General features: G+C 71.2%; 26 protein-coding genes and 1 pseudogene. 14 read left to right on the forward strand and 13 right to left on the reverse strand.

Annotated features, from left to right (window positions below; all coding sequences use genetic code 11):
* The first annotated feature begins 16 nt into the window (after nt 1-16).
* The 3 genes from B1L11_RS12510 to B1L11_RS12520 all read left to right on the forward strand — a co-directional run bounded on the left by B1L11_RS12510 (nt 17) and on the right by B1L11_RS12520 (nt 2,041).
* On the forward strand, nt 17-364 hold the full coding sequence (locus B1L11_RS12510) for a DUF742 domain-containing protein (protein WP_179155108.1): 348 nt from the start codon (nt 17-19) through the stop codon (nt 362-364).
* Entirely contained in the window at nt 345-920 is a 576-nt protein-coding gene (locus tag B1L11_RS12515; RefSeq protein ID WP_079314623.1) for an ATP/GTP-binding protein, read from the forward strand. Before B1L11_RS12510 ends, B1L11_RS12515 begins: the two co-directional genes overlap by 20 nt.
* Before the next feature lie 95 nt (nt 921-1,015).
* Nucleotides 1,016-2,041 carry a PLP-dependent cysteine synthase family protein gene (locus B1L11_RS12520; protein ID WP_079314624.1) on the forward strand — a complete coding sequence of 342 codons (1,026 nt, stop codon included), beginning with the start codon at nt 1,016-1,018 and terminating at the stop codon, nt 2,039-2,041.
* Between the two features lie 85 nt (nt 2,042-2,126).
* On the opposite strand, the gene B1L11_RS12525 is transcribed toward B1L11_RS12520, so the two are convergent.
* The 4 genes and pseudogenes from B1L11_RS12525 to xylA form a co-directional block, all read right to left on the reverse strand.
* Nucleotides 2,127-3,824, reverse strand: coding sequence for a cellulose binding domain-containing protein (locus B1L11_RS12525; RefSeq protein ID WP_079314625.1), 1,698 nt, complete (start codon nt 3,822-3,824; stop codon nt 2,127-2,129).
* Nucleotides 3,825-4,208: 384 nt separating this feature from the next.
* Nucleotides 4,209-4,853, reverse strand: coding sequence for a DUF998 domain-containing protein (locus B1L11_RS12530; RefSeq protein ID WP_079314626.1), 645 nt, complete (start codon nt 4,851-4,853; stop codon nt 4,209-4,211).
* Nucleotides 4,854-5,003: 150 nt separating this feature from the next.
* Nucleotides 5,004-6,373, reverse strand: a pseudogene (gene xylB / locus B1L11_RS12535) (xylulokinase).
* Nucleotides 6,374-6,404: 31 nt separating this feature from the next.
* Nucleotides 6,405-7,550, reverse strand: coding sequence for a xylose isomerase (xylA, locus tag B1L11_RS12540; RefSeq protein WP_079314627.1), 1,146 nt, complete (start codon nt 7,548-7,550; stop codon nt 6,405-6,407).
* 247 nt (nt 7,551-7,797) lie between these two features.
* On the opposite strand from xylA, the gene B1L11_RS12545 reads away from it, so the two are divergent.
* Nucleotides 7,798-9,129, forward strand: coding sequence for an ROK family transcriptional regulator (locus B1L11_RS12545; RefSeq protein WP_079314628.1), 1,332 nt, complete (start codon nt 7,798-7,800; stop codon nt 9,127-9,129).
* Nucleotides 9,130-9,150: 21 nt separating this feature from the next.
* On the opposite strand, the gene B1L11_RS50540 is transcribed toward B1L11_RS12545, so the two are convergent.
* From B1L11_RS50540 to B1L11_RS50555, 4 genes are read right to left on the reverse strand one after another with little or no spacing between them, the layout of a single operon-like run.
* The gene (locus tag B1L11_RS50540) at nt 9,151-9,462 is read right to left on the reverse strand and encodes a LysE family translocator (protein WP_306291640.1); all 312 of its coding nucleotides are present in this window, start codon (nt 9,460-9,462) and stop codon (nt 9,151-9,153) included.
* On the reverse strand, nt 9,405-9,845 hold the full coding sequence (locus tag B1L11_RS50545) for a LysE family transporter (RefSeq protein ID WP_256862467.1): 441 nt from the start codon (nt 9,843-9,845) through the stop codon (nt 9,405-9,407). The genes B1L11_RS50540 and B1L11_RS50545 overlap by 58 nt, the downstream gene beginning before the upstream one ends.
* Nucleotides 9,814-10,275, reverse strand: a complete 462-nt coding sequence (locus B1L11_RS50550; RefSeq protein WP_256862468.1) for an RNA-guided endonuclease TnpB family protein — start codon at nt 10,273-10,275, stop codon at nt 9,814-9,816. The genes B1L11_RS50545 and B1L11_RS50550 overlap by 32 nt, the downstream gene beginning before the upstream one ends.
* Nucleotides 10,263-11,021 carry a transposase gene (locus tag B1L11_RS50555; RefSeq protein ID WP_256862469.1) on the reverse strand — a complete coding sequence of 253 codons (759 nt, stop codon included), beginning with the start codon at nt 11,019-11,021 and terminating at the stop codon, nt 10,263-10,265. The genes B1L11_RS50550 and B1L11_RS50555 overlap by 13 nt, the downstream gene beginning before the upstream one ends.
* Nucleotides 11,022-11,417: 396 nt before the next feature.
* Between B1L11_RS50555 and B1L11_RS50560 the strand changes: the two genes are divergently transcribed.
* From B1L11_RS50560 to B1L11_RS12565, 3 genes are all read left to right on the forward strand, one after another.
* The gene (locus B1L11_RS50560) at nt 11,418-11,624 is read left to right on the forward strand and encodes an Lrp/AsnC family transcriptional regulator (protein ID WP_256862470.1); all 207 of its coding nucleotides are present in this window, start codon (nt 11,418-11,420) and stop codon (nt 11,622-11,624) included.
* 2 nt (nt 11,625-11,626) lie between these two features.
* A complete protein-coding gene (locus tag B1L11_RS50565; protein ID WP_256862477.1) occupies nt 11,627-11,896 on the forward strand; it encodes an Lrp/AsnC ligand binding domain-containing protein in 270 nt (89 codons plus the stop codon).
* Between the two features lie 208 nt (nt 11,897-12,104).
* Nucleotides 12,105-12,515: a hypothetical protein gene (locus B1L11_RS12565; RefSeq protein WP_079314629.1), complete on the forward strand. Its 411-nt coding sequence runs from the start codon at nt 12,105-12,107 to the stop codon at nt 12,513-12,515.
* Nucleotides 12,516-12,617: 102 nt separating this feature from the next.
* Here the strand turns inward: B1L11_RS12565 and B1L11_RS12570 are convergent, their stop codons facing one another.
* Nucleotides 12,618-12,830 (reverse strand): hypothetical protein, encoded by a 213-nt coding sequence (locus B1L11_RS12570; RefSeq protein WP_079314648.1) that lies wholly within the window; start codon nt 12,828-12,830, stop codon nt 12,618-12,620.
* A 195-nt stretch (nt 12,831-13,025) separates the two neighbouring features.
* Here B1L11_RS12570 and B1L11_RS12575 point away from each other — a divergent pair, with 195 nt between their 5' ends.
* Nucleotides 13,026-13,529, forward strand: a complete 504-nt coding sequence (locus B1L11_RS12575; protein WP_079314630.1) for a VOC family protein — start codon at nt 13,026-13,028, stop codon at nt 13,527-13,529.
* 206 nt (nt 13,530-13,735) lie between these two features.
* On the opposite strand, the gene B1L11_RS12580 is transcribed toward B1L11_RS12575, so the two are convergent.
* The 3 genes from B1L11_RS12580 to B1L11_RS12590 form a co-directional block, all read right to left on the reverse strand.
* Complete coding sequence (locus tag B1L11_RS12580) at nt 13,736-14,236, reverse strand: pyridoxamine 5'-phosphate oxidase family protein (protein WP_079314631.1); 501 nt, start codon at nt 14,234-14,236, stop codon at nt 13,736-13,738.
* Nucleotides 14,237-14,297: 61 nt separating this feature from the next.
* Nucleotides 14,298-14,738, reverse strand: coding sequence for a VOC family protein (locus B1L11_RS12585; RefSeq protein ID WP_079314632.1), 441 nt, complete (start codon nt 14,736-14,738; stop codon nt 14,298-14,300).
* A gap of 106 nt (nt 14,739-14,844) precedes the next feature.
* On the reverse strand, nt 14,845-15,417 hold the full coding sequence (locus tag B1L11_RS12590; RefSeq protein WP_256862471.1) for a cysteine dioxygenase family protein: 573 nt from the start codon (nt 15,415-15,417) through the stop codon (nt 14,845-14,847).
* Nucleotides 15,418-15,496: 79 nt separating this feature from the next.
* Between B1L11_RS12590 and B1L11_RS12595 the strand changes: the two genes are divergently transcribed.
* The 5 genes from B1L11_RS12595 (at nt 15,497) to B1L11_RS12615 (ending at nt 23,701) form a co-directional block, all read left to right on the forward strand.
* Nucleotides 15,497-16,354, forward strand: coding sequence for a LysR family transcriptional regulator (locus B1L11_RS12595; RefSeq protein WP_256862478.1), 858 nt, complete (start codon nt 15,497-15,499; stop codon nt 16,352-16,354).
* Between the two features lie 392 nt (nt 16,355-16,746).
* A complete protein-coding gene (locus B1L11_RS12600) occupies nt 16,747-17,604 on the forward strand; it encodes an SAM-dependent methyltransferase (RefSeq protein WP_079314634.1) in 858 nt (285 codons plus the stop codon).
* Between the two features lie 200 nt (nt 17,605-17,804).
* The gene (locus B1L11_RS12605) at nt 17,805-18,155 is read left to right on the forward strand and encodes an STAS domain-containing protein (protein ID WP_179155109.1); all 351 of its coding nucleotides are present in this window, start codon (nt 17,805-17,807) and stop codon (nt 18,153-18,155) included.
* A gap of 237 nt (nt 18,156-18,392) precedes the next feature.
* On the forward strand, nt 18,393-22,805 hold the full coding sequence (locus B1L11_RS12610) for a cation-translocating P-type ATPase (RefSeq protein WP_079314636.1): 4,413 nt from the start codon (nt 18,393-18,395) through the stop codon (nt 22,803-22,805).
* Nucleotides 22,806-23,026: 221 nt separating this feature from the next.
* Complete coding sequence (locus B1L11_RS12615; RefSeq protein ID WP_079314637.1) at nt 23,027-23,701, forward strand: carboxymuconolactone decarboxylase family protein; 675 nt, start codon at nt 23,027-23,029, stop codon at nt 23,699-23,701.
* 56 nt (nt 23,702-23,757) lie between these two features.
* Here B1L11_RS12615 and B1L11_RS12620 read toward each other — a convergent pair whose 3' ends face one another.
* A complete protein-coding gene (locus B1L11_RS12620) occupies nt 23,758-24,153 on the reverse strand; it encodes a nuclear transport factor 2 family protein (protein ID WP_079314638.1) in 396 nt (131 codons plus the stop codon).
* A 326-nt stretch (nt 24,154-24,479) separates the two neighbouring features.
* On the opposite strand from B1L11_RS12620, the gene B1L11_RS12625 reads away from it, so the two are divergent.
* Nucleotides 24,480-24,775 (forward strand): carboxymuconolactone decarboxylase family protein (locus B1L11_RS12625; RefSeq protein WP_179155110.1); only part of this gene is annotated, 296 nt, incomplete at its 3' end.

A 24,775-nucleotide genomic window follows, 5' to 3' on the forward strand; every position in this document is an offset into this window, starting at 1 on the left:
GACGGGACCCCAGTGGATGGACGAGGAGGCCGGGCCGTTGGTCCGGCCCTACGCGCTGACGGGGGGCCGGGCGCGGCACTCCGGGGCCAAGCTCGATCTGATCACCATGGTGACCACCACGGGCTCACCGAGGGACGTCCCCGGCATTGGCCCCGAGCAGCGGCGGATCCTCGAGATCGCGCGCCGCGGCGCGTCGGTGGCGGACATCGCGTCCGACATCGACCTGCCGCTGGGCGTGGTCCGCGTCCTGATCGGGGATCTGCACGACCTCGGGCTCGTCGACGTACGGGCTCCGGGCAAGGTGGCGCCGCTGCCAAGCGAGCGCATTCTCAAGGAAGTGATCAATGGCCTTCGCGCCCTCTGAGGAGCCGGTCGCCCTCAAGATATTGGTGGCCGGCGGCTTCGGCGTCGGCAAGACCACGCTGGTCGGCGCGATCAGCGAGATTCGCCCCCTGCGCACCGAGGAGGTGCTGTCCGACCGCGGCGTCGGCGTCGACGACACCGACGGCGTGGAAGGCAAGACGACCACGACGGTGGCCATGGACTTCGGCCGCATCACCATCAGGGAAGGGCTCGTGGTCTACCTGTTCGGCACCCCCGGACAGGAGCGCTTCTGGTTCATGTGGGACGAACTGTCCTACGGCGCGCTCGGGGCCGTCGTGCTGGCCGACACCCGCAGGCTGACCGACTGCTTTCCGTCGATCGACTACTTCGAGCAGCGCGGCACGCCGTTCATCGTCGCGGTCAACTGCTTCGACGGCGCCGACCGGCACGAGCCCGAGGACGTGCGGATCGCCCTCGACCTCGACCCGGACGTCCCCGTCCTGCTCTGCGACGTACGGCGCCGCGCCTCGGCCAAGGTCGTGCTCGTCACGCTCGTGGAGCACGCGCTCAAGATGCTGACCGCCGCCCAGCGCTGACCTGCCCACGCTGATTCGGCTCGGGGACCGGGGCCCGGCTCGGCCGCCCCGGTCGCCGACGATCGGCGACCGACGCGGACGGACAGGGGGCGTACATGATCGACGGATGGGCGGCCGAGGCCGTCGCGCGCCTGGACCGGGAGCGCGAGAACGCGGGCACGACGCCGCTTCGCGAGTTTCCGCTGCCCGGGGCGTGGGGTGTCCGTCTGCGGCTGAAGGACGAGTCGGCGCAGCCCACCGGTGGTCTCAAGCACCGGCTGGCCCGCGCCCTGTTCGCCCAGGCGATCACCTCCGGGCGGATCACCGAGGGGACGACCGTGGTCGACGCCACCGGTGGTCCCATGGCCGTCGCCGAGGCCTACTTCGCCCGGCTGCTCGGCCTGCCGTACATCGCGGTGATGCCGAAGAAGTCCTCCGGGGCCGGCGTCGAGCGGCTGGGCGGCACGTGCCGGTACGTCCATCCTCCGCTCGCCGTGTACGAGGAGGCCGCCCGTCTGTCCGAGGAGATCGGCGGCCACTACCTCGACCACTACCGCACGGCGGCGGAGGTCGACTGGCGTGGCGCGAGCCTGGCCGACGAGCTGTTCGGGCAGCTCGGCGAGTGTCCGCGCTGGATCGTGGTCGGGGCGGGCACCGGCGCGACGTCCGCCGCGATCGGCCGGCGCCTGCGGGCCGACGGCCTCCCGGGAAGGCTGGCCGTCGCCGATCCGGAGAACTCCGCCTACTTCCCCGGCTGGGCCACCGGCGCTCCCGACTACGCCACCGGCATGCCCAGCCGGATCGAGGGCGTCGGCCGGCCGCGGATGGAGCCCGCCTTCGACTCCGCGGTCGTCGACCTGGTCGTCCCCGTGCCCGACGCCGCGAGCGTGGCCGCCGCCCGGTACGTACGGCAGGTGACCGGGCTCGCGGTCGGCGCCGCCACGGGGACGAACCTGTGGGCCGCCCTCGAACTCGTCACCCGGATGCGCGACCGGGGCGAACGGGGCGAGGTGGTCAGCGTGATCGGCGACGCGGGCGAGCGCCATCTCGCCACCTGCCACGACGACGCCTGGGCGGAGGGCAGGGGCCTCGACTGGCGGCCGTACGCCGAGCGCCTGCGCGACCTGCTCGGCGAACCCTGACCCCGCGCTCCGCACACCGCGCCTCTGGGGCCGCACCACCTGCGGATGCGGCCCCTGTCCCCTCTCCGGCCGGCCTTCGGGAGGTTCAGACCACGGTGCAGGGGACGCCGTTGAGGGTGAAGGCGGTGGGTTCGGCGGTGTTGCCGGTATGGGTCGCCTGGAATCCGATGTCGATGGTGGCGCCGGGGGCGATCGTGGCGTTGTAGCTGACGTTGCGGGCGCTCACCTGGCCGCTGGAGGGCGAGTAGGTGGCGTTCCAGCCCGAGGTGATGGACTGCCCGGAGGGCAGGGTGAAGGCCAGCGTCCAGCCGTCGATCGTCGAGGTTCCGGTGTTGGTGATGTTGATGCTCGCGGTGAAGCCGTTGTTCCAGGTGCTCATCGTGTAGGCGACCCGAGGCCCGGTCCCGGTGCCGCCACTCGGCGAGGGGGTCGGCGACGGGGAGGGCGACAGGACGGGCGACGGGGAGGGCGAGGAGCCGCCGCTCAGACTGGTCACGAAGGTCGTCATGCTGCGAGCGGGGAGCGTGACGGTGAGGGAGCCGTTCGACATGCTGGTCGCCGCCTGGGGTGCGACGTTCCTGCTCGCGTCGGTCAGCCAGGACGAGACACCGGCCGAGCCGGCGTTCGCCACGGTGAACTGCTGGCTCACCGCGGAGGTCCCCTTGTTGATGGCGACGATGACGACGGTGTTACCACTCCGGTACGCCGAGACGTAGACGTTCGACGCGGGGTTCGCCGTCGCGTCGATCCGCACGTATCCGGGGCGGACGAACCTGGCGAACTGCGCCATGATGGCGCCGCGCTTGCTGATCTGGCCGTCCTCGCGCATGGGGCCATAGCTGCGCCGGATGTACCACCAGACGTACGTCTGGAACTCGGCGTCCACCATGGCGCGGTGCATGTGCTCGCCCACGTCGAGCGCCTGGGGCCAGGTGTCCGCCGAGTCGGTGCTGTTGGGGTAGTAGACCTCGGTCATCCAGAGTTCCTTGCCCGCGCCCTTCTGTTTGAAGAGGGGGTAGGGGAAGTTCGAGTACGGCGTGCCGTAGAGGTGCGCCCCGATGATGTCCACGTTGGCGAGCGCCGTGGAGTCGTTGAGGATCGGGTCCGACATGCTCTTGACGTACTGGAAGGACTCCGGCGCGATGACCCTGGTGCCGATCGAGCCGGCGTTCTCCCGCAGGAACCGGACGATTTCGGCGGAGGTCCACCACGTCCAGTCCTGCGCGTAGTCGGGCTCGTTCTGCACGGATATGGCGTACAGGTTCACCCCGTTGTTCCGCATGTAGGTGGTGAAGTCGTTCAGGTGCTGGGCGTAGGCGGCGTACGAGCTGTACTTGAGGCGTCTCGCGTTGGTCTGGCTGCCGCGGGTGAAGGTCTCGACCATGCCGGCGGGGGGATTCCACGGCGAGGCGAAGACCGTCGCTCCGAGCTCGACCGCCCGCTTCGCCGTCGCCAGGTCACGACTCCAGTCCGACTGGTTCTCGCCGACGGGGATCCGCAGTATCGAGAACCCCAGCTTGCCGTCGCCGTTGCCGAACGCCGTGTCCCGCTGGGCGGCCGTCAGGTCGCCGGCCCAGGCCGCGTGGGTCATGCCGCCGAAGCCCCGGATCGTCTGCCGCTGCGCCGACGGATTGATGGTCGCGGTGGCCGCCGCGGCCTCCGTGGCCCCCAGAACCGACGTCGCGGCCGTGATGACCGGCAGGGCGCCCATCGTCGCCAGGACGGATCTCCGGCTCAGCAGTCTCCGCTCGCCGCTCACCGGCTCGTTCTGGTCTTGCGCCATGTCTCCTCCTCTTGGCCGTCGGCGCCGATCCGGCGCCTTCTCGGTCCCACCGGCCCGGTCGGCGCCGGTCTCCGGCGTCGCCATTGGAACGGACCTCGGTCGTGTTATCGCTAACACGCTCTGGCCTGATCGACTCCTGTGTATGTTTGCGCTAACAACTCTCCGTGTGGACCTGCACACGAGTGCGACGGGGAATGCGGACCGCTCAGGTGGTCGCGCGAAGGGGTGATACTCCAGCGGAGTGTTGTTGCGCCCCCGACAGGGGTCAAGCCCGAGGCGGCCCCGCGAGCAGGCGAACTGTACGGATGTCTCGCCGAACCTGAAAGTTTCACTTCGGGCCGTGCGGCGCCCCCGCGCCCGCACGACCCGGCCTGCTCCGCACGGTCAGCGGTGGACCATGAAGCCGGCGTGCCGGCCGATCCGCTCCCTGAGCGACGGCCCCCAGGTGAGCTGCGCGAGCCGTACGGCCAGCACTCCGAGGACGGCCACCTCGGCGGTCAGCAGCAGCCGTTCCACCAGGCCGATCATGACGCCGTGGCCGGGCAGCGCGACGTACGTGATGGCCGCGAGGCCGAGACCGGAGGCGAGCGTCAGCCACTCCAGCGGCCGGACGGCGGCCTTCCAGCGCTCGTCCTGTCCCAGGCGGCCCACCAGCTGGATGGCGGCGGCGGGCACGCTCACGAAGGCCGCAACCGACAGGACACCGTGGAGCTCCCCCTGCCAGGCCGTGCTCGACGGGACTACGGCCGCGCCGATGAGCGAGACGCTCCACACGCCGATCAGGCGGGCGGGCCAGCCGTGCACCGGCGCGTCGAGCGCGCGCATCCCGGCCAGCAGCGCGAGCGAGGCCAGGCCGAGGACGGCCATGGCCGTCTCGATGGCCCCGCCCCCGTCATGGGCGGCGTACTGGCTGATCGTCATGGAGACGGGGTCCAGGGAGGCATCCCCGCCCACCTGCGCCGCCACCACGGTGACGACCGCGAGCAGGATGCCGCCGCCGGCGAGCAGGGGATAGAACCTCTTGACCATATGGTGAGAATCCCGCGAATGGCCCCTTCCTAACATCCGGGACAACGCGTAGATCCCCCCGAGAAGGGGTCAGGGTCGTCTCAGGGTGGGGCCCAGGCCGTCGGGGACGCCGCGCCTTCGGGGCGCGGTTCGCGGGCCCCACCCCGGACGTCACTCCTGCGCGGCCTCCTGGTAGCGCTCGCGCAGGCCGGGGGTGGGATCGGCCTCGTAGCGCTCGGCCGCGCCCGTGTCCCACAGCGGCGGTTCCGGCTCCCCCGACAGCAGCCAGGCGGCCTGCTTGGCCGCGCCGTCCGCGACGTACTCCCCGGGGGTGGGCACGAGCACCGGCCGTCCGAAGACGGTCGGCGCGATGCGCCGCACCGCCTCCGAGCGCGCGCCGCCGCCGATGAGCAGCACGCGCTGCGGCTCGACCCCGAGGGCGTCCAGCGCGTCGGCGAGGCCGCAGAGCATGCCCTCGACCACCGCCCTGGCCAGGTGCTCGGGGGTGGACGTGGCCAGCCTGAGACCGTGCAGCGACCCCGTGGCGTCGGGACGGTTCGGGGTGCGCTCCCCCTCCAGGTAGGGCACGAGCACCAGTCCGTCCGCACCCGCCGGCGCCCGCAGGGCGAGGTCGCTCAGCCCCTCGGGGCCGACCCCGAGCATCCGGGCGGCGGCGTCCAGCACCCGTGCCGCGTTCAGCGTGCAGACCAGCGGGAGGTAGCGGCCGGTGGCGTCGGCGAACCCGGCGACCGCCCCGGACGGGTCGGCGGACGGCGCCTCGGAGACGGCGAACGCCGTGCCCGAGGTGCCGATGGACACCACCACGTCACCGGGCCGCATGCCGACGCCGAGCGACGCCGCCATGTTGTCGCCGGTGCCGGGGGCGAGCAGCGCGCCGCCCTGCTCGGCCGTTCCCGCCTGCTCGGCGGGACCGAGCACGCGGGGCAGGTCCGGCACCCTGCCCATGGCCAGTTCGAGCAGGTCCGTACGGTAGTCGCCGGTGGCGGGCGACCAGTAACCGGTGCCGGAGGCGTCGCCCCGGTCGGTCGTGATCACGCCGGGCCGGCCCGCGAGCCGCCAGGTGAGCCAGTCGTGCGGCAGGCAGACCGACCGCGTACGGCGGGCGTTGTCCGGCTCGTTGCGGGCGAGCCAGCGGAGCTTGGTCACCGTGAAAGAGGCCACCGGGACGCTGCCGACGGCCTCGGCCCACGCCTTCGGGCCGCCCAGCTCGGCGACCAGGTCGCCGCCGCCCCGGCCGAGCGGGTGTCGTTCCACAGCAGGGCCGGCCGGACCACCTCGCCGTCCTCGTCGAGGCAGACCATGCCGTGCTGCTGGGCCGCCACGCTCACCGCCGCGACGTCCGCCAGCCCTCCCGCCTGCTCGATCGCGCTCTGCAGCGCGGTCCACCAGTGCTCGGGATGGACCTCGGTGCCGTCGGGGTGGGAGGCGCGGCCCTCGCGCACGAGGGCCCCGCTCTCCGCGTCCCGGATGACGACCTTGCAGCTCTGGGTCGACGAGTCGACCCCCGCGACCAGCGTCACAGTCGTCGTCCCTCCACTCTCACCTGGTCGTTCAGCCGCGCACGCCGAGGAGGTGCTCCAGCGCGAGCTGGTTGAGCCGGGTGAAGTGGAAGCCGCGGGCGGCCACCTCGTCCACGTCGATCGACTCGGCCAGGATGTCCTCGTACGTCTCGCCCTCGGCCAGGGTCGGCTGGGCCAGCTCGGTGAGCTTGCTGGCGGCCAGCGCGTCCTGCACCTCGGGGTCGGCGCGGAAGGCCTTCGACTTCTCCTTGAGGATGAGGTAGGTCCGCATGTTCGCGGCCGCCGAGTCCCAGACGTCTTCCTTGTCCTCGGTGCGCAGCGGCTTGTAGTCGAAGTGGCGGGGGCCGTCGTAGCCGCCGTTCTCCAGCAGGTCGACCAGGAAGAACGCGCTCTTCACGTCGCCGTGGCCGAAGACGAGATCCTGGTCGAACCTCGGGCCGTGCTGGCCGTTGAGGTCGAGGTGGAACAGCTTGCCGTGCCACAGCGCCTGCGCGATGCCGTGCACGAAGTTCATCCCGGCCATCTGCTCGTGGCCGACCTCGGGGTTGAGGCCCACCATCTCGGGGTGCTCCAGCGAGTTGATGAAGGCCAGGGCGTGGCCGATCGTCGGCAGCAGGATGTCGCCGCGCGGCTCGTTCGGCTTGGGCTCGACGGCGAACCGGATGTCGTAGCCCTTGTCGATCACGTACTGGCACAGGAGGTCGAAGCCCTCCTTGTAGCGGTCGAGCGCGACCCGCACGTCCTTGGCGGCGTCGGACTCGGCGCCCTCACGGCCGCCCCAGCACACGTACGTCTTGGCGCCGAGCTCGGCGGCGAGGTCGATGTTGCGCATGACCTTGCGCAGGGCGTACCGCCGGACTTCGCGGTCGTTGCTGGTGAAACCGCCGTCCTTGAAGATCGGGTGGGTGAAAAGGTTGGTCGTGGCCATCGGCACCTTCATGCCGGTGTCGGCCAGGGCCTTCTTGAAGCTCTCGATGGCCTTGGCGCGGTCCTGCTCCACCGCGAGGAGGTCGTCGTCGTGGAAGGTCACACCGTACGCGCCGAGCTCGGCCAGGCGATGGACGCTCTCGACCGGGTCCAGCGGGGCCCGGGACGCGTCACCGAACTGGTCGCGCGCCTGCCAGCCGACGGTCCACAGCCCGAACGTGAAACGGTCCTCGGGAGTGGGGGTGTACATGAGTCGCCTCCGAATTAGTCTATGTTGTGGACTAAATATCCGACGTGATGAGCCGCAGGGTCAAGAGGGTGTGTCCGTGTTCTCAACGCCGGCAGTGGAGGATGTGATGGCGCAGCCCGTACGGCGTGATGCGGCTGGCGCGTGGAGGTGCGGATGACGGGGGCCGTTCGGCGTGAGGCGGGACTCGCGCGGAGGGTGCGATGACGCGGGCCGTCCGGCGTGAGGCGGGACCCGCGCGGAGGGTGCGATGACGCAGGCCCTGCGGCATGACGCGATGCGCGCCCGGAACCTGGCGCTCGTCCTCGGCGCGGTCGGCGCCCGGGGATCGGTGACCCGGGCCGCCCTCGCCGAGATGACCGGCCTGACCAAGACGACCGTCTCCAAGCTCGTCGGCGACCTCATCGAGGGCGGTCTCGTGGTGGAGACCGGCGCCGTCCGGGACGGCGAGCGCGGCAGGCCCGGCGTCGAGATCAGGATCAGCGGGCAGCACGTCGCCGCCCTCGGGCTGGAGATCAACGTCGACTACCTCGCGGTGTGCGTGGTCGACCTCGCCCGGACGGTACGGCTGCGCCGTACACAGGCTGTGGACAACCGGTCCGCGCCCCCTGTGGACGTGATCGCGCGACTTGGGGATTTGGCCGCCGCGGTTGTGGACGAAGCTGTGGAGAAGGGTCTGCGGGTGGTCGCCGGCGTGCTGGCCGTCCCCGGCCCTGTGGACATGACCAGCGGGGTCGTCCACAACGCGCCGAACCTCGGCTGGCGCGACGTGCCGCTGGCGTCGCTTCTGCGGTTCCCCTTCCCCGTACGTGTGGAGAACGAGGCCAACCTGGCCGCGCTCGGCGAGCTGTGGTTCGGGTCGGGACTGCCCGACTTCCTGCACGTGTCGGGAGAGATCGGCATCGGAGCGGGCCTCGTGGTCCGCGGCCGGCTGTTCCGGGGCGCACACGGCTTCGCCGGGGAACTCGGGCACGTCGTCGTCTCCCCCGACGGCCCGCCGTGCCGCTGCGGCGGGCGCGGCTGCCTCGAACAGTACGCAGGCCAGGACGCACTCCTGACCGCCGCCCGCACCACCGCCGCAGCCCGCTCCGCCGCCACAGGCCGCCTCGCCGCCGATGCGCCCCCGGCCAGAACGTCCGGGAACGCGCCAGCCGGGGCATCCGGGAACGCGCCGGCCGGCCCGCCGCACAAAGCGGCCGACGCGGCGCGCCCATCGCACTCGCCCGGGATGCTCCTGCCCGCGCAGCAGGGTGTGTCGTGGATGCTCTCCCGGCTGCGGGAGGGCGACGAGAACGCGCGTGCCGCCTGTGAGCGGGCGGCCTGGGCACTCGGCGTGGCCCTGTCGTCGGCGGTCAACCTCGTGGATCCCGACGCGATCGTCCTCGGCGGTATCTACGCGCCGCTCTTCCCCTGGATCGGCGACATGGTCGCCGACACGCTGAAGGCCCGCCTCGGTCAGATGCGCGGCGCCGTGCCACCCGTGGTCGTGTCACGGCTCGGCGCCGAGGCGGCCGCCCTCGGCGCGGCCGGACAGGTGATCGAGCAGGTCATGGCCGACCCCGCCGCTCACCTGCACGGCTAGATCGACGCACGGGCTCACCGTTCAAAGCGCCGCACCGCCGCCGATCCTTTCGATGATCAGGGAGATGCCGACGGCGATCATCCCGGCACCCGCCAGGCGGCTCACGGTCCGCGCCGCCGCGGGGCGGGAATTCAGGACGGTTCGCGTCACCGAGCCGAGGGCGAGGTAGAAGGCCGCACAGGTGATCGTGAAGACCAGGCCCAGGGCGCCCATCTGGACGGGTAAGGGCCAGTCCCGGTCGGGGCTGGTGAACTGCGGAAGCAGCGCGATGAAGATCAGCAGGCCCTTGGGGTTGAGTCCGCTGACTCCGGCGCCCTGGCGATGGTCGCCCAGCCCGTCCTCGCCTGCGCCTCGGCCGCGGCGTCACCGGTCGCGGTGAGGGGCGCGGAAGGCGAGGCGAGTGTCCGTACGCCGTGCAGCACGAGGTAACCGCCGCCGAGGACGGTCAGCGTCGTGAGCGCTGCGGGATTTTCCGCGACGAAGGCACCGACACCGGCCGCGACGACGACGGTCATGCCCCCGTAGCCGAGCACGAGCCCGCCCACGGCCGGGACCACGGACCGGTCGCGCAGCCCCGCGCTGAGCGTGAACGCCCAGTCCGCTCCCGGCACGACGATCAGCAGCAGGGCGACACCCCAGAAGGCGACGGTGACTCCTCCGCTTCCTGAAGGGAGCGGCTTCTCGCTAAGCCGCTTCCGCAGCGTCGCGAAGGGCAAGCCCTGCCCTGAGAATGTTCTTGGCCGCGTTCACGTCGGCGTGCGCGGTGTGCCCGCACGCCCTACAGGCGAACTCGGCTTGGCTGGGGCGGTTCTCCTTCGCGCAATGCCCGCAACGCGAGCAGGTGCGGGAGGTGTTGGCAGGGTTCACCGCGATCAGCTTACGACCGGCGCTTTCAGCCTTGTGCGCGAGCACACGCAGGAACACCCCCCAACCCGCGTCCAGGATGCTCCGGTTGAGGCCGGACTTGGCCGCGACGTAACGGCCGGGGTTGTCGATTGTGCCCGAAGCCGAGCGGGTCATGTTCGCGATCCGCAGGTCCTCGTGCACGATCACGTCATACGCGCGGACCAGGGTGAGCGCCGCCTTGTGTGCGGTATCAAGACGTTGGCGGCGGACCTTCGCATGCAGCGCCGTCACCCTCGCCACCGCCTTACGCCGCCGCCTGGACCCCCGCTTCTTTCGGGCCAGAGCCCGCTGGGCCGCGCCAGACGGCCGGCGGACGCCTTCAGGTGGCGCGGGTTGGCCAGCGGATCCCCGTCGCTGGTGGTGACCAGCGATGCCACGCCCATGTCCACGCCCACGACCGCGCCCGTCGCGGGCAAGGTCTCGGCGAGGACGTCATCGCACGACAGGATCACATACCAGCGGGTGCCTTCCCGCTTGACGCTGATCGTCTTCACCCTGCCGCGCACCGGGCGGTGCTGGTGCACCCGCACGTGCCCGATGCCCTGCAAACGGACGAACGTCACAGTCGGGTGCTCGGGTTGGGAGTCCCACCGGCAGCCGTCGCCGTCCTTGGGCCAGGTCACGGTGTCGAACCAGCCGCGCCCCTTGAACCTGGGGAACCCGGGTGTGCGCCCCTCACGGACCCGCGTGAAGAACGCACGGAACGCCTTGTCCAACCGCCGCAGCGTGGCCTGCTGGGAGGAGAACGACCACCGGCCCTGACCGGCGGGGTCATCGGCACGAATGTCCTTCAACTCTGCGGACTGGTCACCGTAGCGAACCGTGACCCCAGCCTCGCGGTAGGCCGTCCGCCGGTGCTCCAAGGCAGCGTTGTAGAGCTGCCGGTGATCCTCAAGGCACGCGGCGAGCGAGGCGCCCTGCTTTTCGGTGGGACGCAGCAGGAACGTGAACGACCGGCGCACACCCACCTCCCACGTTCCTCTCACGTTCAGTAATCAGATCACCACGCTATCGGAAGGTGCCGTCAAAACCCGGAGGAGGAAGCGTGGAATCACCGGTCAGCCAAAGCAGGCCGCGGATCAGCTCCTCAAGGCGGGCCTTCACCCGGCCAGCCAGAACGGGACGGCGGTCTTCGGACACCACACCACGTGGTATCCGAGGTCCTGCGCCGCATCGGGGGAGGCGCGCACCTGACGAGTCACACGATCACCATGAAAGAACCGCCCATCGCATCCAGCAGTGAGAGGAACTCGCGATGAGCCCGGAGAGAAACCAGTCAGGGACGGCATTCCCCCGTCGCCTGAAGGCGACGGTCCCCTGCCGAGGTTCTGATGGTGCCGACTTCTTGCCCGTAGGGCCGTTTGAATAGAAAGCTCCACCCCATGGACGCCATCGACCGGAAAATCCTTGCCCTGCTGCAGGAGAACGGTCGCCTCACTGTCACCGAGCTCGCCTCACGGGTCGGGCTGAGCGTGTCCCCCTGCCATCGCCGGCTCCGTGAGCTGGAGCGCAGCAAGACCATCCGCGGCTATCGGGCCATCGTCGACCCGAAGCCGTCGGACTGCCCTTCCAAGCGCTCGTCTTCGTGACCATGCGGCAGGAGGACCGCGACACCCTGCTGAGCTTCGAGGCGGCCGTCGCCGAGATCCCCCAGGTCGTCCAGGCCCAACGCCTGTTCGGCGATCCCGACTACCTCCTGCGCGTCCTCACCGCCGACCTCACCGCCTACCAACGACTGGAAGACGATCACCTCGCCACGCTCCCCGGCATCCAGCGGCTGACATCCACTCTCGTCATGAAGCAGGTCGTCGACAGTCGCCCGGTGCTCGGCCCCGCGCACCGAACCCCGTACAGGTCCTGAAGAGTGCCGTCTCCGCTGTCACCGGCGTCCATGGCAGGAACGGGCGGCCATCGCGGGGGCCGGGCACGCCAAGGGCCGGTAAGGACCTGTGCCGATCTTGTCCAGCTCGGGTCAGCGCCCTGCTCCGGCGGGGTATGAGGCCGCCGTTCCACAGAACCGGACGGGCGACGGTCACCGTCGGCCGTCCAGCGGAAAGGCGAGTACCGAGATGTCCCGCTACTGGACGCGGCCCACCGGCGACACCGTGGTCCGCACGGCCCGGCGGCTGGCCCTGGCCGCGCTCGTGATCCCGGCGACGGGAATCTGCGCCGCGCAGCCGGTGGCGGCGCGTGTCACCCCGCCCGTACGGGAGGGGCTCGCGGCCTTCCGCGTCCACGGGCCGGGTGGAGGCGGAGGTCAGGTGATCGAAGGAGGACGCGCGAGCGGCAGCCAGAGCCGGTCCGGTGCGGGCAGGTTCAACCAGAGCCTCACCGGGGCCGTCTCCCCCACCTTCGTCATGGGACAGACGCAGCTACCGGTCACCAACACCCGCTCGCTCGACCTGCAGGCCGCCTTCTGCGGATCGCAGCCCACTACCTGCGCCATGGGACAGAACATGCCGATCCGCTGGAAGTCCTGACACTCCGCCGTTCGCGCCCCCACCGTTTCGGCGGGGACCGGCTCCACTTCCACCGCGTGCGACCCGAGAGGCCGGGACGGTCCCGCTCAGGCGCTCAGCGGCTCACAGGCCCGAGGGGTCGCGGCCGAGGCTGATCTCCTCGGCGATGCGGCGCAGTTCGTCGGCGGCCAGCCGGGGTGTGCCGGGCAGGCCGGCGGCCAGCGCCGAGATCACCTGGTGGAACGGCGCGCCGGCATGGCGGACCGCGACCTCGTGCACCGCCCGGAACAGGACCAGGTTGTCCTCGTGCTCCCGCGTCGCCCTGTCCACGATCATGACGTCCCCCTCCGCCGGCCTCGTCGCCGGCACGCTACCCGACCCCCTGCTTCCGGCGCCGTGTGTGGCGCGGTGGGCGGTGCGCCACCCCCTGGCGGCTCCGCCCGGTGGCCACCGTACGACCTGCCACCGACAGTTTCCGGGAAACCCACCGAGGTACAATTACTTGAGAGTTCAAGTTTCCAGGAGGGCGTCATGCCGGTCCAGCGACTCAACCACGCCGTGCTGTACGTGCGGGACGTCTCCCGCAGCGTGGCCTTCTACCAGGAGGCCCTGGGGTTCCGCGTCGTACAGGCGTTCCCCGGGGCGGCGTTCCTGCAGGCCGAGGGGTCCTCGAACGACCACGACCTCGGGCTGTTCCAGATCGGGGCGCAGGCGGGGCCATCGTCCGCCGGGCGCGCGACGGTCGGCCTCTATCACCTCGCCTGGGAGGTCGACACGCTCGCCGAGCTGCACCGGATCGCCACCAGGCTGACGGAGATGAACGCCCTGGTCGGCGCGTCCGACCACTCCACCACCAAGGCCCTGTACGCGAAGGATCCGGACGGGCTGGAGTTCGAGGTGTCCTGGCTGGTGCCCGCCGACCTGCTCACCGACGAGGTCCTGAACGGACGCGCCCAGATCAAGCCGCTCGACCTCGCGAAGGAACTGGAGCGGTACGGCGCGCAGACGCGCGGCGGGGTCGGTGTCAGCGTCTGATCCCGGCGACCACGGACGGCCACCCGAGGCAGGGCCGCGAGACGGCCACCCCAGGCACGCGCGTAGCGACGGCCACCCGCCCGTCGCCGCTGTCGGCTCCGCTTCGGGGGCAAGATCACACCCGGCGCCGGCTGTACCAGGCGCAACGCGACCACGACCAGCAAGTACAAGACGCCGCCCGGGAACGCACACCGCGCCTGTCGTGTTCAGGCGTGCTGACGCTCCTCCCGCTGCCGGATCAGCTCCTCGACCGCGCTTGGCAGGGTCGTCTCGAAGTCGATCAGCTTCGCCCACGTCGGGGTCACGACGATCCGGACCATGCCGTCGCGGTAGAGGGAACGCACCTCCGCCTCCCACTCGACTCGTTGCTCGGGCGTCATCTCGTAGGTGCTGGTCTGCTGGAGGTACTCATCCGGGATGCCATCGACGTAGTCCAGCTCGGCCCGGCCGCGGATGAGCAGGATCTTGGGCGGGTGCACCTCGGTGTCGATTGTCAGGGCGACCATAGGGTTCTCGCTCAAGGACCGAAGCTTCGGAGCGTTCTTCGGAGTGGACATGACGATCTCCGTGCCGTTCCAGGCAAAGATGATCGGGATGTTGCGGGGTGTGCCGTCCTTGGCGACGTAGGCCAGGCGGGCCACGTCGCGCGCCAGCAGCTCCTGGCTGATCGGCCGGTTCAGTATCTCGGTGATCTCGTTCGGTCGCACAGTCGCTCCTCCGGTTGTCGTTGGATCGTTGGGGGTGGTCTCGGCCGGCCGCGGCGGGCCGTCAGGCGAGCTCTTCTGCGAGGGCGACGACGATCCCCTCGGGGCCGCGGAGGTAGCAGAGCCGGTAGCTGTCCTCGTACCGGACCACCTCGCCCATGAGTTCGGCGCCGTGGGGGCGCAGGCGGGCGATGACGTCGTCGATGTCGTCGACGGCGAACATGATGCGGCGAATGCCCAGCGTGTTCGCCGGGGCGTCCTCCGGCACGCCGCTGATCGCCGTCGGCGTGTGGTACTTCGCCAGCTCGATCCGCCCGTGGCCGTCCGGGGTCCGCATCATCGCGATGTCGACTCGCTGGTCGTCGAGCCCGACGAGACGTGCCGCCCAAGGCCCCTCGATCAGCCCCTTGCCCTCCAGCTCCATCCCGAGTTCCACGAAGAACGCGATGACCGCGTCGAGGTCGTCGACGATGATGCCGATGTTGTCCATCCGCTTGATCGTCATGCTGGGTCTCCTTCGTCACGCGGCCGGTTCGTGGCCGCTGGTATGCCTGGGACGGGGCCGGAACCGCGTTCTCGACATCCTCGACGGCTCAGTCCCGAATTTTTCGTCAGCGATCGTGGCGCTGTTCGTAGGTGCGGCGCACGCTGGTGCCGTTGCTGAGGTCCGCGCCGTACACGTGCAGCGTGATCGCGATCGTGTCACCGGTGTTGCGGACCCGGTGGATGTCGTCGGGCGGGGCGACGCCGCTGACCGAGCCGGCGGGCCGGTGCCGTTCGCCGATCTCGACCAGGCGGTCGCCGTCGATGTCGTAGAGGGTCTCGGTCTCGGCGCCCTGGAGCACCACGAACGAGCACCACACCAGGTGGTCGTGGATCTCCGTCACCTGGCCCGGCCGCCACACCACCGCGGACACCGAGAACGCCGCCTCGGTGTGCAGCGTGTGCCGGGTGTAGCCATCGGGCGAGCCGGCCCGTTCGGCCACGGTGAGGAGGTCCACGTCCGGTTCGCTCTCTGCCAGGACGTCGGCCACCTGTTCGGCGATGGTGCGCGGGTCCGCCTGGCGGCAGGCGCGCGACCGGATGCGTGCGACCAGCTCGGTCAGGCCGGGCCTGGGCGGCGAGCCGGTGGAGGTGGTGTCGGTGGGGGCAGTGCCGGCGGGGGTGGACATCTGCTCGGTCATGGCAACGATGCTTGCCCATCGGCGGTCATGACGTCTAATGCCAAAGGCGCCGACGTCCCATAGATAAACTTGATACGTGATGAACCTGACACACCTGCGGGTTCTCGAGGCCGTCGCCCGTCACGGGTCGGTGACCGAGGCGGCCAGGGAGCTGCACTACTCCCAGCCCTCGATCAGCCACCACCTCGGGCGGCTGGAGTCCTCGATCGGTGCCCGGCTCATCCAGCGCGTGGGCCGCGGCATCCGGCTCACCCCCGAAGGCGAGGTTCTGGCACAGCGGGCCAGGGAGATCGTCGGGCGGGTGGAGGCGGCCTCCGCCGAGATGGCCGCCCACGTCGGGCTCCGGGCCGGGCGGGTCCGGGTCGCCGGTTTCCAGACGGTCCTCAGCACGATCGTCCCCAAGGCGGCGGCCGAGCTGTCCGCGTCGTACCCCGGCATCGAACTGAACCTGGTCGACGTGCACCCGGTCGAGGGGCTGCGGATGTTGCGCGCCGGGCACGTCGACCTCGCCCTGGTGTTCCGGCACTCCGACACCCCGGATGAGGAGGAGGGCTTCCGGCTGACCCATCTGCTGGACGACCCGCTCTACCTGATCAGCCGCGAGCCAGGCCAGCGTCTGGAGGACCACCGCGACTCAGCCTGGGTCGGCGGGTGCGAGCGGTGCCGCGCGACGATGGTCGCCGCCTGCCGGCAAGCGGGCTTCACGCCGCGGATCGCGTACAGCAGTGACGACATGGTCGTGGTCCAGGCGCTCGTGGCGGCCGGCATGGGGGTCGCCACCCTGCCCGGGCTCGCACTCCAGGCGCACCGCACGCCGGGGGTGCACGCCACCGAGATCCCGGGCAACGCCCGGCACATCTTCGCCGTCACCTATGGCGAGCCGCCGGACCCGCCCGCGACCACCGCGCTGCTCAAGATCCTCAGGACGACCACATAGAGCATGATGACGACCCCCCGGGCCGCACTCTTGGCCCGCGATCCGTACCCACCTCAAGACCCCAGCCGGACCAGGGTTGGGCGGTGTCCGTCGTGTCTTGTCGCGCCCGACACCCCGACCGCAGACATCCGCATCGGCTATGCCCGCTGCTTGCGGGCGGATTGGCCGCGCTGATCTCCGCGTCGGCCGCCATCCACGCGGCGTGCCGCGCCCCGTCGTCGACCCGGATCGTCTCCGCCCGGCGTTCGGCCCGGCGGAGACGACCCGATGCGGCTGGTCTTATCCGTTGACCGACCCGTTCGTGCCACTTATCGCAAACATCCTTCTCCCGGCCCCCGCGGGCCTTACCATGATCGCGATCTGAACCCGTACAGCGAGGGACAGGACGGATCATGGCCGACAACGACCAGCACGCGGGCGACGCCATTGCCGGGCACGACCGGGAGAACGCCAGGATCGACACGAGCAAGCCGAGCATCGCCCGTGTCTACGACTTCTTCCTCGGCGGCAAGGACAACTTCGCCATCGACCGGCAGGTGGGCGAGGCGACGCTGCGGATCGCGCCGGACGCCCCCGCGGCAGGCCGGGCGAACCGCGCCTTCCTCCGGCGCGTCGTCCGCCACCTGGCGGCCGAGGCGGGCATCCGGCAGTTCCTCGACATCGGCTCGGGCCTGCCCACGCAGGGCAACGTGCACGAGGTGGCCCAGGCGGTCGCCCCGCGGGCTCGCGTCGTCTACGTCGACAACGACCCCATCGTGCTCGTGCACGGCCGGGCGCTGCTCGCCACGAACGGGAGCACCACGGTCGTCGAGGCCGACATCCGCGACCCGGAGGCGATCCTGGGGCACCCCGGGATCCGCGCGCTCATCGACTTCGACCAGCCGGTAGCCCTGCTGCTGTTCGCGATCCTCCACCACCTCAACGACCACGAGGACCCCCAGGGGATCGCCGCGCGCTTCCGCGACGCCCTGCCCTCCGGCAGCTATCTGGCGCTGTCCCACTTCCACAACCCGGGGCCGGGCATGCCCGAGGTGTCGGCGCAGGCGGCCTCGGCCGAGAAGCTGTTCAACGAGCACCTGGGCACGGGCCGGTGGCGCACCCGCGAGGAGATCCTCGCCTTCTTCGGCGACCTGCCGCTTCTCGAACCGGGCCTGGTGCCGCTCGCCGAGTGGCGGCCGGACCCCGACGAGTTCGTCGAACGCGGCATCACTTACCACACGTTCGTCGGCGGCGTGGCGCGCAAACCCTGAAACGTTCTTCGTGCGATAAACGTGACTTACGTCACTGCACAGCCGTACGGCCGAGAGGACGTCGTCGCAGGCAGCGGGCCATCCGGCGACGGAGCGGTGATCGGCCGTACGGTCACCCGGGCGGCGGTTCGGTTGACACCGGCGAGCAGCGACGGTGATGCTCGGAGATGGCTGCCCCTCTACAGGAAGGCGGCACCGACATGATGACCGTCAATGGGTCGTTCGAATCCGTGCTGGACAAGAAGAACCTGCTCTACCTCGACAAGCAACTGGTCGTACGCGCCTCCGGAGACGGCTCCGTACGGCTGATCGGGCAGATCGACCTCACCAACGGCGACGCGTTCGCCGACACCCTGCACAAGGAGTGGACGAGGCCGGGGACGGGAACCGTGGACGTCGCCGAGCTCCAGTTCATCGACCTCTACGGCCTGCGCGCCCTGGCCCTGCTGTCCGACATGCCCCTGGGCCGGCCGATCCGGCTGCACAACGTCAAGCCCGGCCTTCGCAAGCTGCTCACCCTGCTCGACTGGCCCGCCTTCACCATCGGGTGACTTCGCGGCCCGACGCGGGCCGCCCACCGCGCCGATCGCGGGCGGCGCGTTTCTCGCACTCCCGCGTTTCTCCTGCTCCGGATGGAGGAAAGGTATCCGAGGACGGTCGTAACGACCGTTATGACCAGCGCCTGAGCCTTCGTTCGGGTTCAGGCGAAATTCATCCGTGAGTTCCCCCCGACTCTCGCGAGGAGGGGTGATGAGGGATTTCCGGGCTCCCGTCTGCTGGAGAGCCGAATGTTCCTGAACCAGGTGCTCACGACGTCCGCGGCCCTGCTGCGCGGCGTGCTGCCCGAGCCGTTCCGGGACCTGCTGCCGAGCCCTCGCGAGGTGCACCTCTGCCCCGGCGGGTTGCGCATCGACCTGCGCGGGATCGGCCGGCCCGGCTCCGAGGCGGCGGCCGGCCGGCTGGAGGAGCGGCTTGAGTCCGTGCCCGGCGTCGAGCGCGCGGAGGTCAACGGCCGCATCGGCGGCGTCTTCGTCGCCTGCGACCCCGACCGGGTCGACCAGGACAAGCTGCTGGCCGTCACCGCGGAGCTCGACGAGCAGGAGGAGCACGCCCACGAGAGCCCCGTCCACCTCGTGGAGGAGCACCTGCGGGCGACCGTGCGGCTGACGGCCGGCGTCACCGGAATCGGGCTGATCTTCCTGGGCAAGGCGATCCGGGCCCCTCAGCTCCCGGCGGTCGTGCCCGCGTTGCTGCAACTGGCCCACGCCACGCCCGCGATCCGCGAGCAGCTCGACCACCGGCTGGGGCGCCGTCCCACCGACGCCCTGTTCACCACGGCCAGCCTCGTCACCCAGACCCTCACGCTCCGCCCCACCGCGCTGTTCGTGCAGGCCGTGGCGAACGTGGGGCGCTACATCGAGACCAGGGCCAGCCGGTACGCCTGGGAGGAGCTGGAGGAGCGGCTGGCCACGCGTCCGGGCGCCTACCACCACATCAGGGCGGAGGCCCGGCCGCGGCCAACCCACCTGCCGCACGGGCCGATCGAGCGCTACGCCGACGTGGTCGCCCCGATCAGCGCCGCCGCGTACGCCGTGACCCGGGTGCTCACGCGGGGCGAACGGGCCGTGTCCATCCTCATCTCCGCCACCCCCAGGGTCGCCGACCTCAGCCGGGAGGCGTTCGCGGGCGCCGTCAGCCGCGCGCTCGGCAAGCACGACACGGTCGTCTTCGACGCCGACTGCCTGCGCAAGATGGACCGCGTCGACACCGTCGTCCTGCACGCCGACGCGCTGACGACCGGCTCGTGGACGATCGACCGCGTCGAACCGCTGCGCGCGGGAGAGGACACCGACGAGCTGTACTCCCGGCTCTACTCCCTCATCGACTTCTCCGACCCCGGCCGCAGCCGGACCGTGGAGGGCTGGTCGGTCCGCCCGCTGCCGGACCCCGATTCCCTGCTCTCGGACGCCGCCCTCTGGCGATCGCGCGGGCTGCGGGCGGTGGAGGTGTCCAGGGACGGAACCCGGGTCGCGGTCGCCGGTCTCGCCCCGGAGATCGACGCCCTGGCCGTACCCGTCGTCGGCGCGGCCAAGGCGGCCGGAAGGGTCTTCCTGGCGGGCGGCGACGAGGGCGGCTACGAGGGCTTGGCGCAGCGCCTCGCGATCGGCCGGACGCTGCCCGGAGGCCCGGAACTCGCCGGGCACGTGCACGACCTGCAGGCGGCGGGCCACTGCGTGGCCGTCGTGTCCAGGGGGGCCCGGCAGGCGCTCGCCCAGGCCGACGTCGGTCTCGGGGTGGTCGATCCCGAGGCCGTCGAGCCAGGACGCATGGTGCCGTGGGACGCCGACATCGCCGGCGAGCTGCACGGCGTCCACCTGTTCCTGCGCTGCCTGCCCCGGGCGCGCGGCAACAGCGGGAACGCCGTACGGCTCGGCGCGGCCGGCGCGTGCGTCGGCACCCTGCTGGCCGTCGCGGGCCCGGGCGGCACCGCCCTGCGCCGGGCGCAGCTCGCCGGCGCCGCCGTCTCGCTGGCCGCCATCGTGCTCGGCGAGTGGGACGGGCGGAGCGCCGGCCGCATCCCCACCCCGCCCCGCGCCGACGCCACGCCGTGGCACGCCATGTCCGCGCGGGAAGTGCTCTCCCGGCTGCGTTCCTCCCCGGAGGGCATCGCCGAGCAGGAGGCGGGCAGGCGCCGCGCGGAGGCCGCGCCCGAGGTGGCGGAGGGGCCGCACTCGCTGGCCCAGGCCACGCTGGAGGAGCTGGCCAACCCGCTCACGCCCGCCCTCGCCACCGGCGCGGGCATCTCGGCCCTCGTCGGCTCGGCCCTCGACGCCGTGCTGATCAGCGGCGTCATGGTCATCAACGCGTTCCTCGGCGGCGTGCAGCGGTTCAAGGCCGACCGGGCGCTGCACCGCCTGACCGAGTCCACCGAGGTCCTCGTACGGCTGCGCCGCCCCGAGGGCGTCGTCGAGACGACGAAGGACGAGCTCGCGCCCGGCGACGTCATCGAGCTGCGCGCCGGGGACGCCGTGCCCGCGGACGCCCGCGTCATCAAGGCCGTGGGCCTGGAGGTGGACGAGTCCACGCTCACCGGCGAGTCCCAGCTCGTCGCCAAGACGGCCGCGCCCACCGTGGCGGCGGCCATCGCCGACCGCAGCTCGATGGTCTACCAGGGCACCTCGATCGCGGCGGGCAGCGGCCGTGCGGTGGTCGTCGCGACCGGTGAGATGACCGAGTCGGGGCGCAGCGCCAGGCTCGCGGGCGAGCCGGGCCCGCCGACCGGTGTCGAGCTGCGCCTGCGGGAGCTGAGCCGCCGAATCCTGCCGCTGTCGATCGCCTCGGGTGTGGTGCTGCTCCTCACCGACCTCCTGCGCGGACGGCCGCTGGCCGCGGCGCTCACGCCGGCCGTCAGCCTGACGGTCGCCGCCGTGCCCGAGGGGCTCCCGTTCGTCGCCACCGTGGCGGAGCTGGCCGCCGCACGGCGGCTGTCCAGGCGCGCCGCCCTGGTGCGCAACCCGTCCACGATCGAGGCCCTGGGGCGGGTCAACGTGCTGTGCTTCGACAAGACGGGCACGCTGACCGAGGGCCGCATCAGCCTGCGGCACCTGTCGGACGGGCGGGCGGGACGCCCCGTCGAGGAGGCCGACACCGGGCTGCGGCGCGTCCTCGCCGCAGCCGTCCGGGCCAGCCCCATGTCCGGCGGGGGACGGGTGATCGCCCACCCGACCGACCGCGCCGTGCTTGACGGCGCGCACCGGCTGGGCGTCACGCCCCAGGAAGGGTTCGAGAGCTGGGAACGTGTGGACGAGATGCCGTTCGAGCCGGGCCGGGGCTACCACGCCGTGCTCGGCCGCACCGAGCACGGGCACCTGCTCAGCGTGAAGGGCGCCCCCGAGATCGTGCTCACCCACTGCACCACCGTGCACCGCGACACCGGTCCGGTCGCCTGCGACGAGTCCGTACGCATGGAGCTGGAGCGCGAGGTGGAGCGGCTGGCCCGGCAGGGCTACCGCGTGCTCGCCGTCGCGCAGCGGCCCGCCTCCGACCGGCGCGACCTCGACGAGTCGCGCATCGAGGAGCTGTGCTTCCTCGGCTTCCTCGGCCTGGCCGACCCGGTCAGGTCGACGGCGGCGGAGAGCGTCAGGCGCCTCATCCGGGCCGGGGTGCGGATCGTCATGGTCACCGGCGACCACCCCAGCACCGCCGAGGCGATCGCGGTCGAGCTGAACGCGCTGAACGGCCAGCGCGTCATGACCGGCCCGGAGCTGGACGAGCTCGACGACGAGACGCTGACCAAGGTGCTGCCCGACGTCGCGGTCTTCGCCCGCACCACGCCCGCGCACAAGGCCAGGATCGTCACCTGCCTGCGCCGGGCCGGGGAGGTCGTCGCCGTCACCGGCGACGGCGCCAACGACGCACCCGCCATCCGCACCGCCGACGTGGGCATCGCCCTGGGGTCCCGCGCGACGCCCGCCGCGCGGGCCGCCGCCGACCTCGTCGTGACCGACGACCGCATCGAGACGATCGTGGACGCCATCGTCGAGGGCAGGGCGATGTGGACCTCGGTGCGCGACTCGCTGAGCATCCTCCTCGGCGGCAACGTCGGCGAGATCGCGTTCACCGTGGGGACCAACCTGCTGGCCGGCGGCAGCGCGCTCAACGCCCGGCAGCTCCTGCTGGTCAACCTCCTCACCGACATGGTGCCGGCCATGGCGGTCGCCGTACGGCCGCCCGCCTCGACCGATCCGGACAAGCTGCTCGCCGAGGGACCCGAGGCGTCGCTGGGCGCGTCGCTGACCCGCGACATCTACCTGCGCGCCGCGGTCACGACGGCGGCGGCGACGGCCGCGTGGATCCTGGGACGCATGACCGGCACCCGCGGGCGGGCGAACACCATCGGCCTGGTCGCGCTCGTGTCCGCGCAGCTCCTGCAGACGCTCGCGGGCGGCGGCCGGGACAGGATCGTCGTGCTCGCGTCGCTGTCGTCGCTGGCCGTCCTGTGGCTCATCGTCACGGTGCCGGGAGTCAGCGCGGTCTTCGGCTGCCGCCCGCTCGGCCCCGCGGGCTGGGTCATCGGGCTGGGCAGCGCGGCCGCCGCCACTCTGGTGGGGATGCTCGTGCAGCGCCCGGTCAGGGAGGCGACGACCCGCGCCGAGGCCGAACGCCGCAGGACCGCGGCCCACCTGCCCGTACCGGCCTGACCGCGCCACCCCCGGCCACGGCTTCCGTCACCCGCCGGCCCCGGCGTGTCTCCGGGAGCCCCGCGCCGCATGGACGTGCCGGTTGAAAATCCGTCAAGTTCGGGAATTGACAGAAGAATGCCAGCGGCGGACATCTTGCTGAGCCGCCTCCGCCTGGTTGCCCCGTCTTTCTTTTCGCACTGTTGAGGGTGGGAGGAAACCACGAGGAGGAAGTCAGGAAAATGACACACACAGTCACGCCAACGGCACGCCCCAACGTCGCCGAGGAACTTTCCATCGTCCCTTCTCCACGGCAGGGCGGGCGGCCCGGGCGGCAGCACACCAATCACCGCGGGTCCACCCGGCCCTTTATCGCCCTCGCCACCGACGAGCCGGGAGTTCGCGGCCTTTTCCGGTTCCGCCCGGAGGCCGCGCTGCCGTTGAACCAACTGGTGGACGTCCTGTTACGCGGGGACAGCACGCTCGGCCGCGGAGAACGAGAATTGATCGCCGCCTACGTTTCCGCGCTGAACCGCTGCCGATTCTGTTTCCACACGCACGCCGCGTTCGCCGCCGTACGACTGCCCGAGGGGATGGACCTGGTCGATCGGGTGCTCGCCGACCTCGACACGGCGCCGGTGACGCCGAAGATACGGGCGCTGCTGCGCATCGCGGCCTCCGTACAGCGCGGTGGCAGGGAGGTGACCGAGGAACAGGTCGCCACCGCCCGCGCCGAAGGCGCCACCGACCTGGAGATCCACGACACCGTCCTCATCGCCGCCGCCTTCTGCATGTTCAACCGGTACGTCGACGGCCTCGGCACGGTGGCCTCCGACGACCCGGAGCACTACCTCGAACGCGCCAGGCTCACCCAGGGATACGTGGCGGTGCTGGCCGAGGCCCTGGCGGCGGGTTGAGGGTGGGGCGGCCGGGCCGGTTCCGCCCGGCCCGGCCGCCCCGCCACCAGACGACGTCAGGCGGAGAACTCGTCGAAGAGATAGGGGTCGTAGGGGTAGCTCCAGCGTTCGGTGATCTTCCCGTCGGCCACGCGGAACACCTGGACGCCGTGGTCGTCGAGGCGGCGGTCGCCGCGCTCGCCGCGGACGCGGACCAGCGCGGCGACCCTGTCGTCTCCGACGAGGAATGATTCCGGCTCGTATGCCAGCGTGTTTTCGGACAATTCACCGAGCCGGGTGAGATAGTTCACCACCTCGTCCTTACCGCGATACGCGCCGGCCAGAGCGCCGCGGCCCGGGACGTGAAATACCACATCGTCGGCGAGCAGGGTACCCCTGAGGTAATCGAGGTCTCCCTTGGCCAGGGCGTCGTAGCTCTCCCGCACCACGATCACATTGGGGTGTTCCGACATTACGCACCCTCCGTATTGGGGTCGTCTTATTCGGGTGATTGCGCCGGCGCCGCGCCTCGATCAGTGTCAGCGAACATCGCGGCGAGAACGGACTAACCACAAGGTTAGATTGCGCTAACCCCACCAGGAAAACGGCCCGGACCTGGCGATTCTTCGACACACCCGAATCGCCCGTTGACATGGAAGCACGAGGGTAAGGATCATGTGTATTCGGCGGGCGTTTCATCCGCAAGACCGCCGGAAATCGTCATTCGACCGGCCCGGAATGGTCCTGATCCCCGCCGTCCCTGTCTGTCACTTCCCGCCCGCCAGTACGAGGAGTGAGGATGCCCCATATCACCCTGCCCACCGACGAGCCCGGCATCGTCGGCCTGTTCGGCTACCGGCCGGAGACCGCCGGGCCGTTGAACGCGCTGGCGGAGGTGCTGCTGCGCGCGGACAGCACGCTGACCAGGGGGGAGCGCGAGCTGATCGCGACCTACGTCTCGTCGCTCAACCAGTGCCGGTTCTGCGCCTCCTCTCACGCCGCGTTCGCCGCCGCGCAGCTGCCCGAGGGGATGGACCTGGTCGATCGGGTGCTCGCCGACCTCGACACGGCGCCGGTGACGCCGAAGATACGGGC

Source organism: Microbispora sp. GKU 823 (genome assembly GCF_002027145.1).
GTDB lineage: Bacteria > Actinomycetota > Actinomycetes > Streptosporangiales > Streptosporangiaceae > Microbispora > Microbispora siamensis.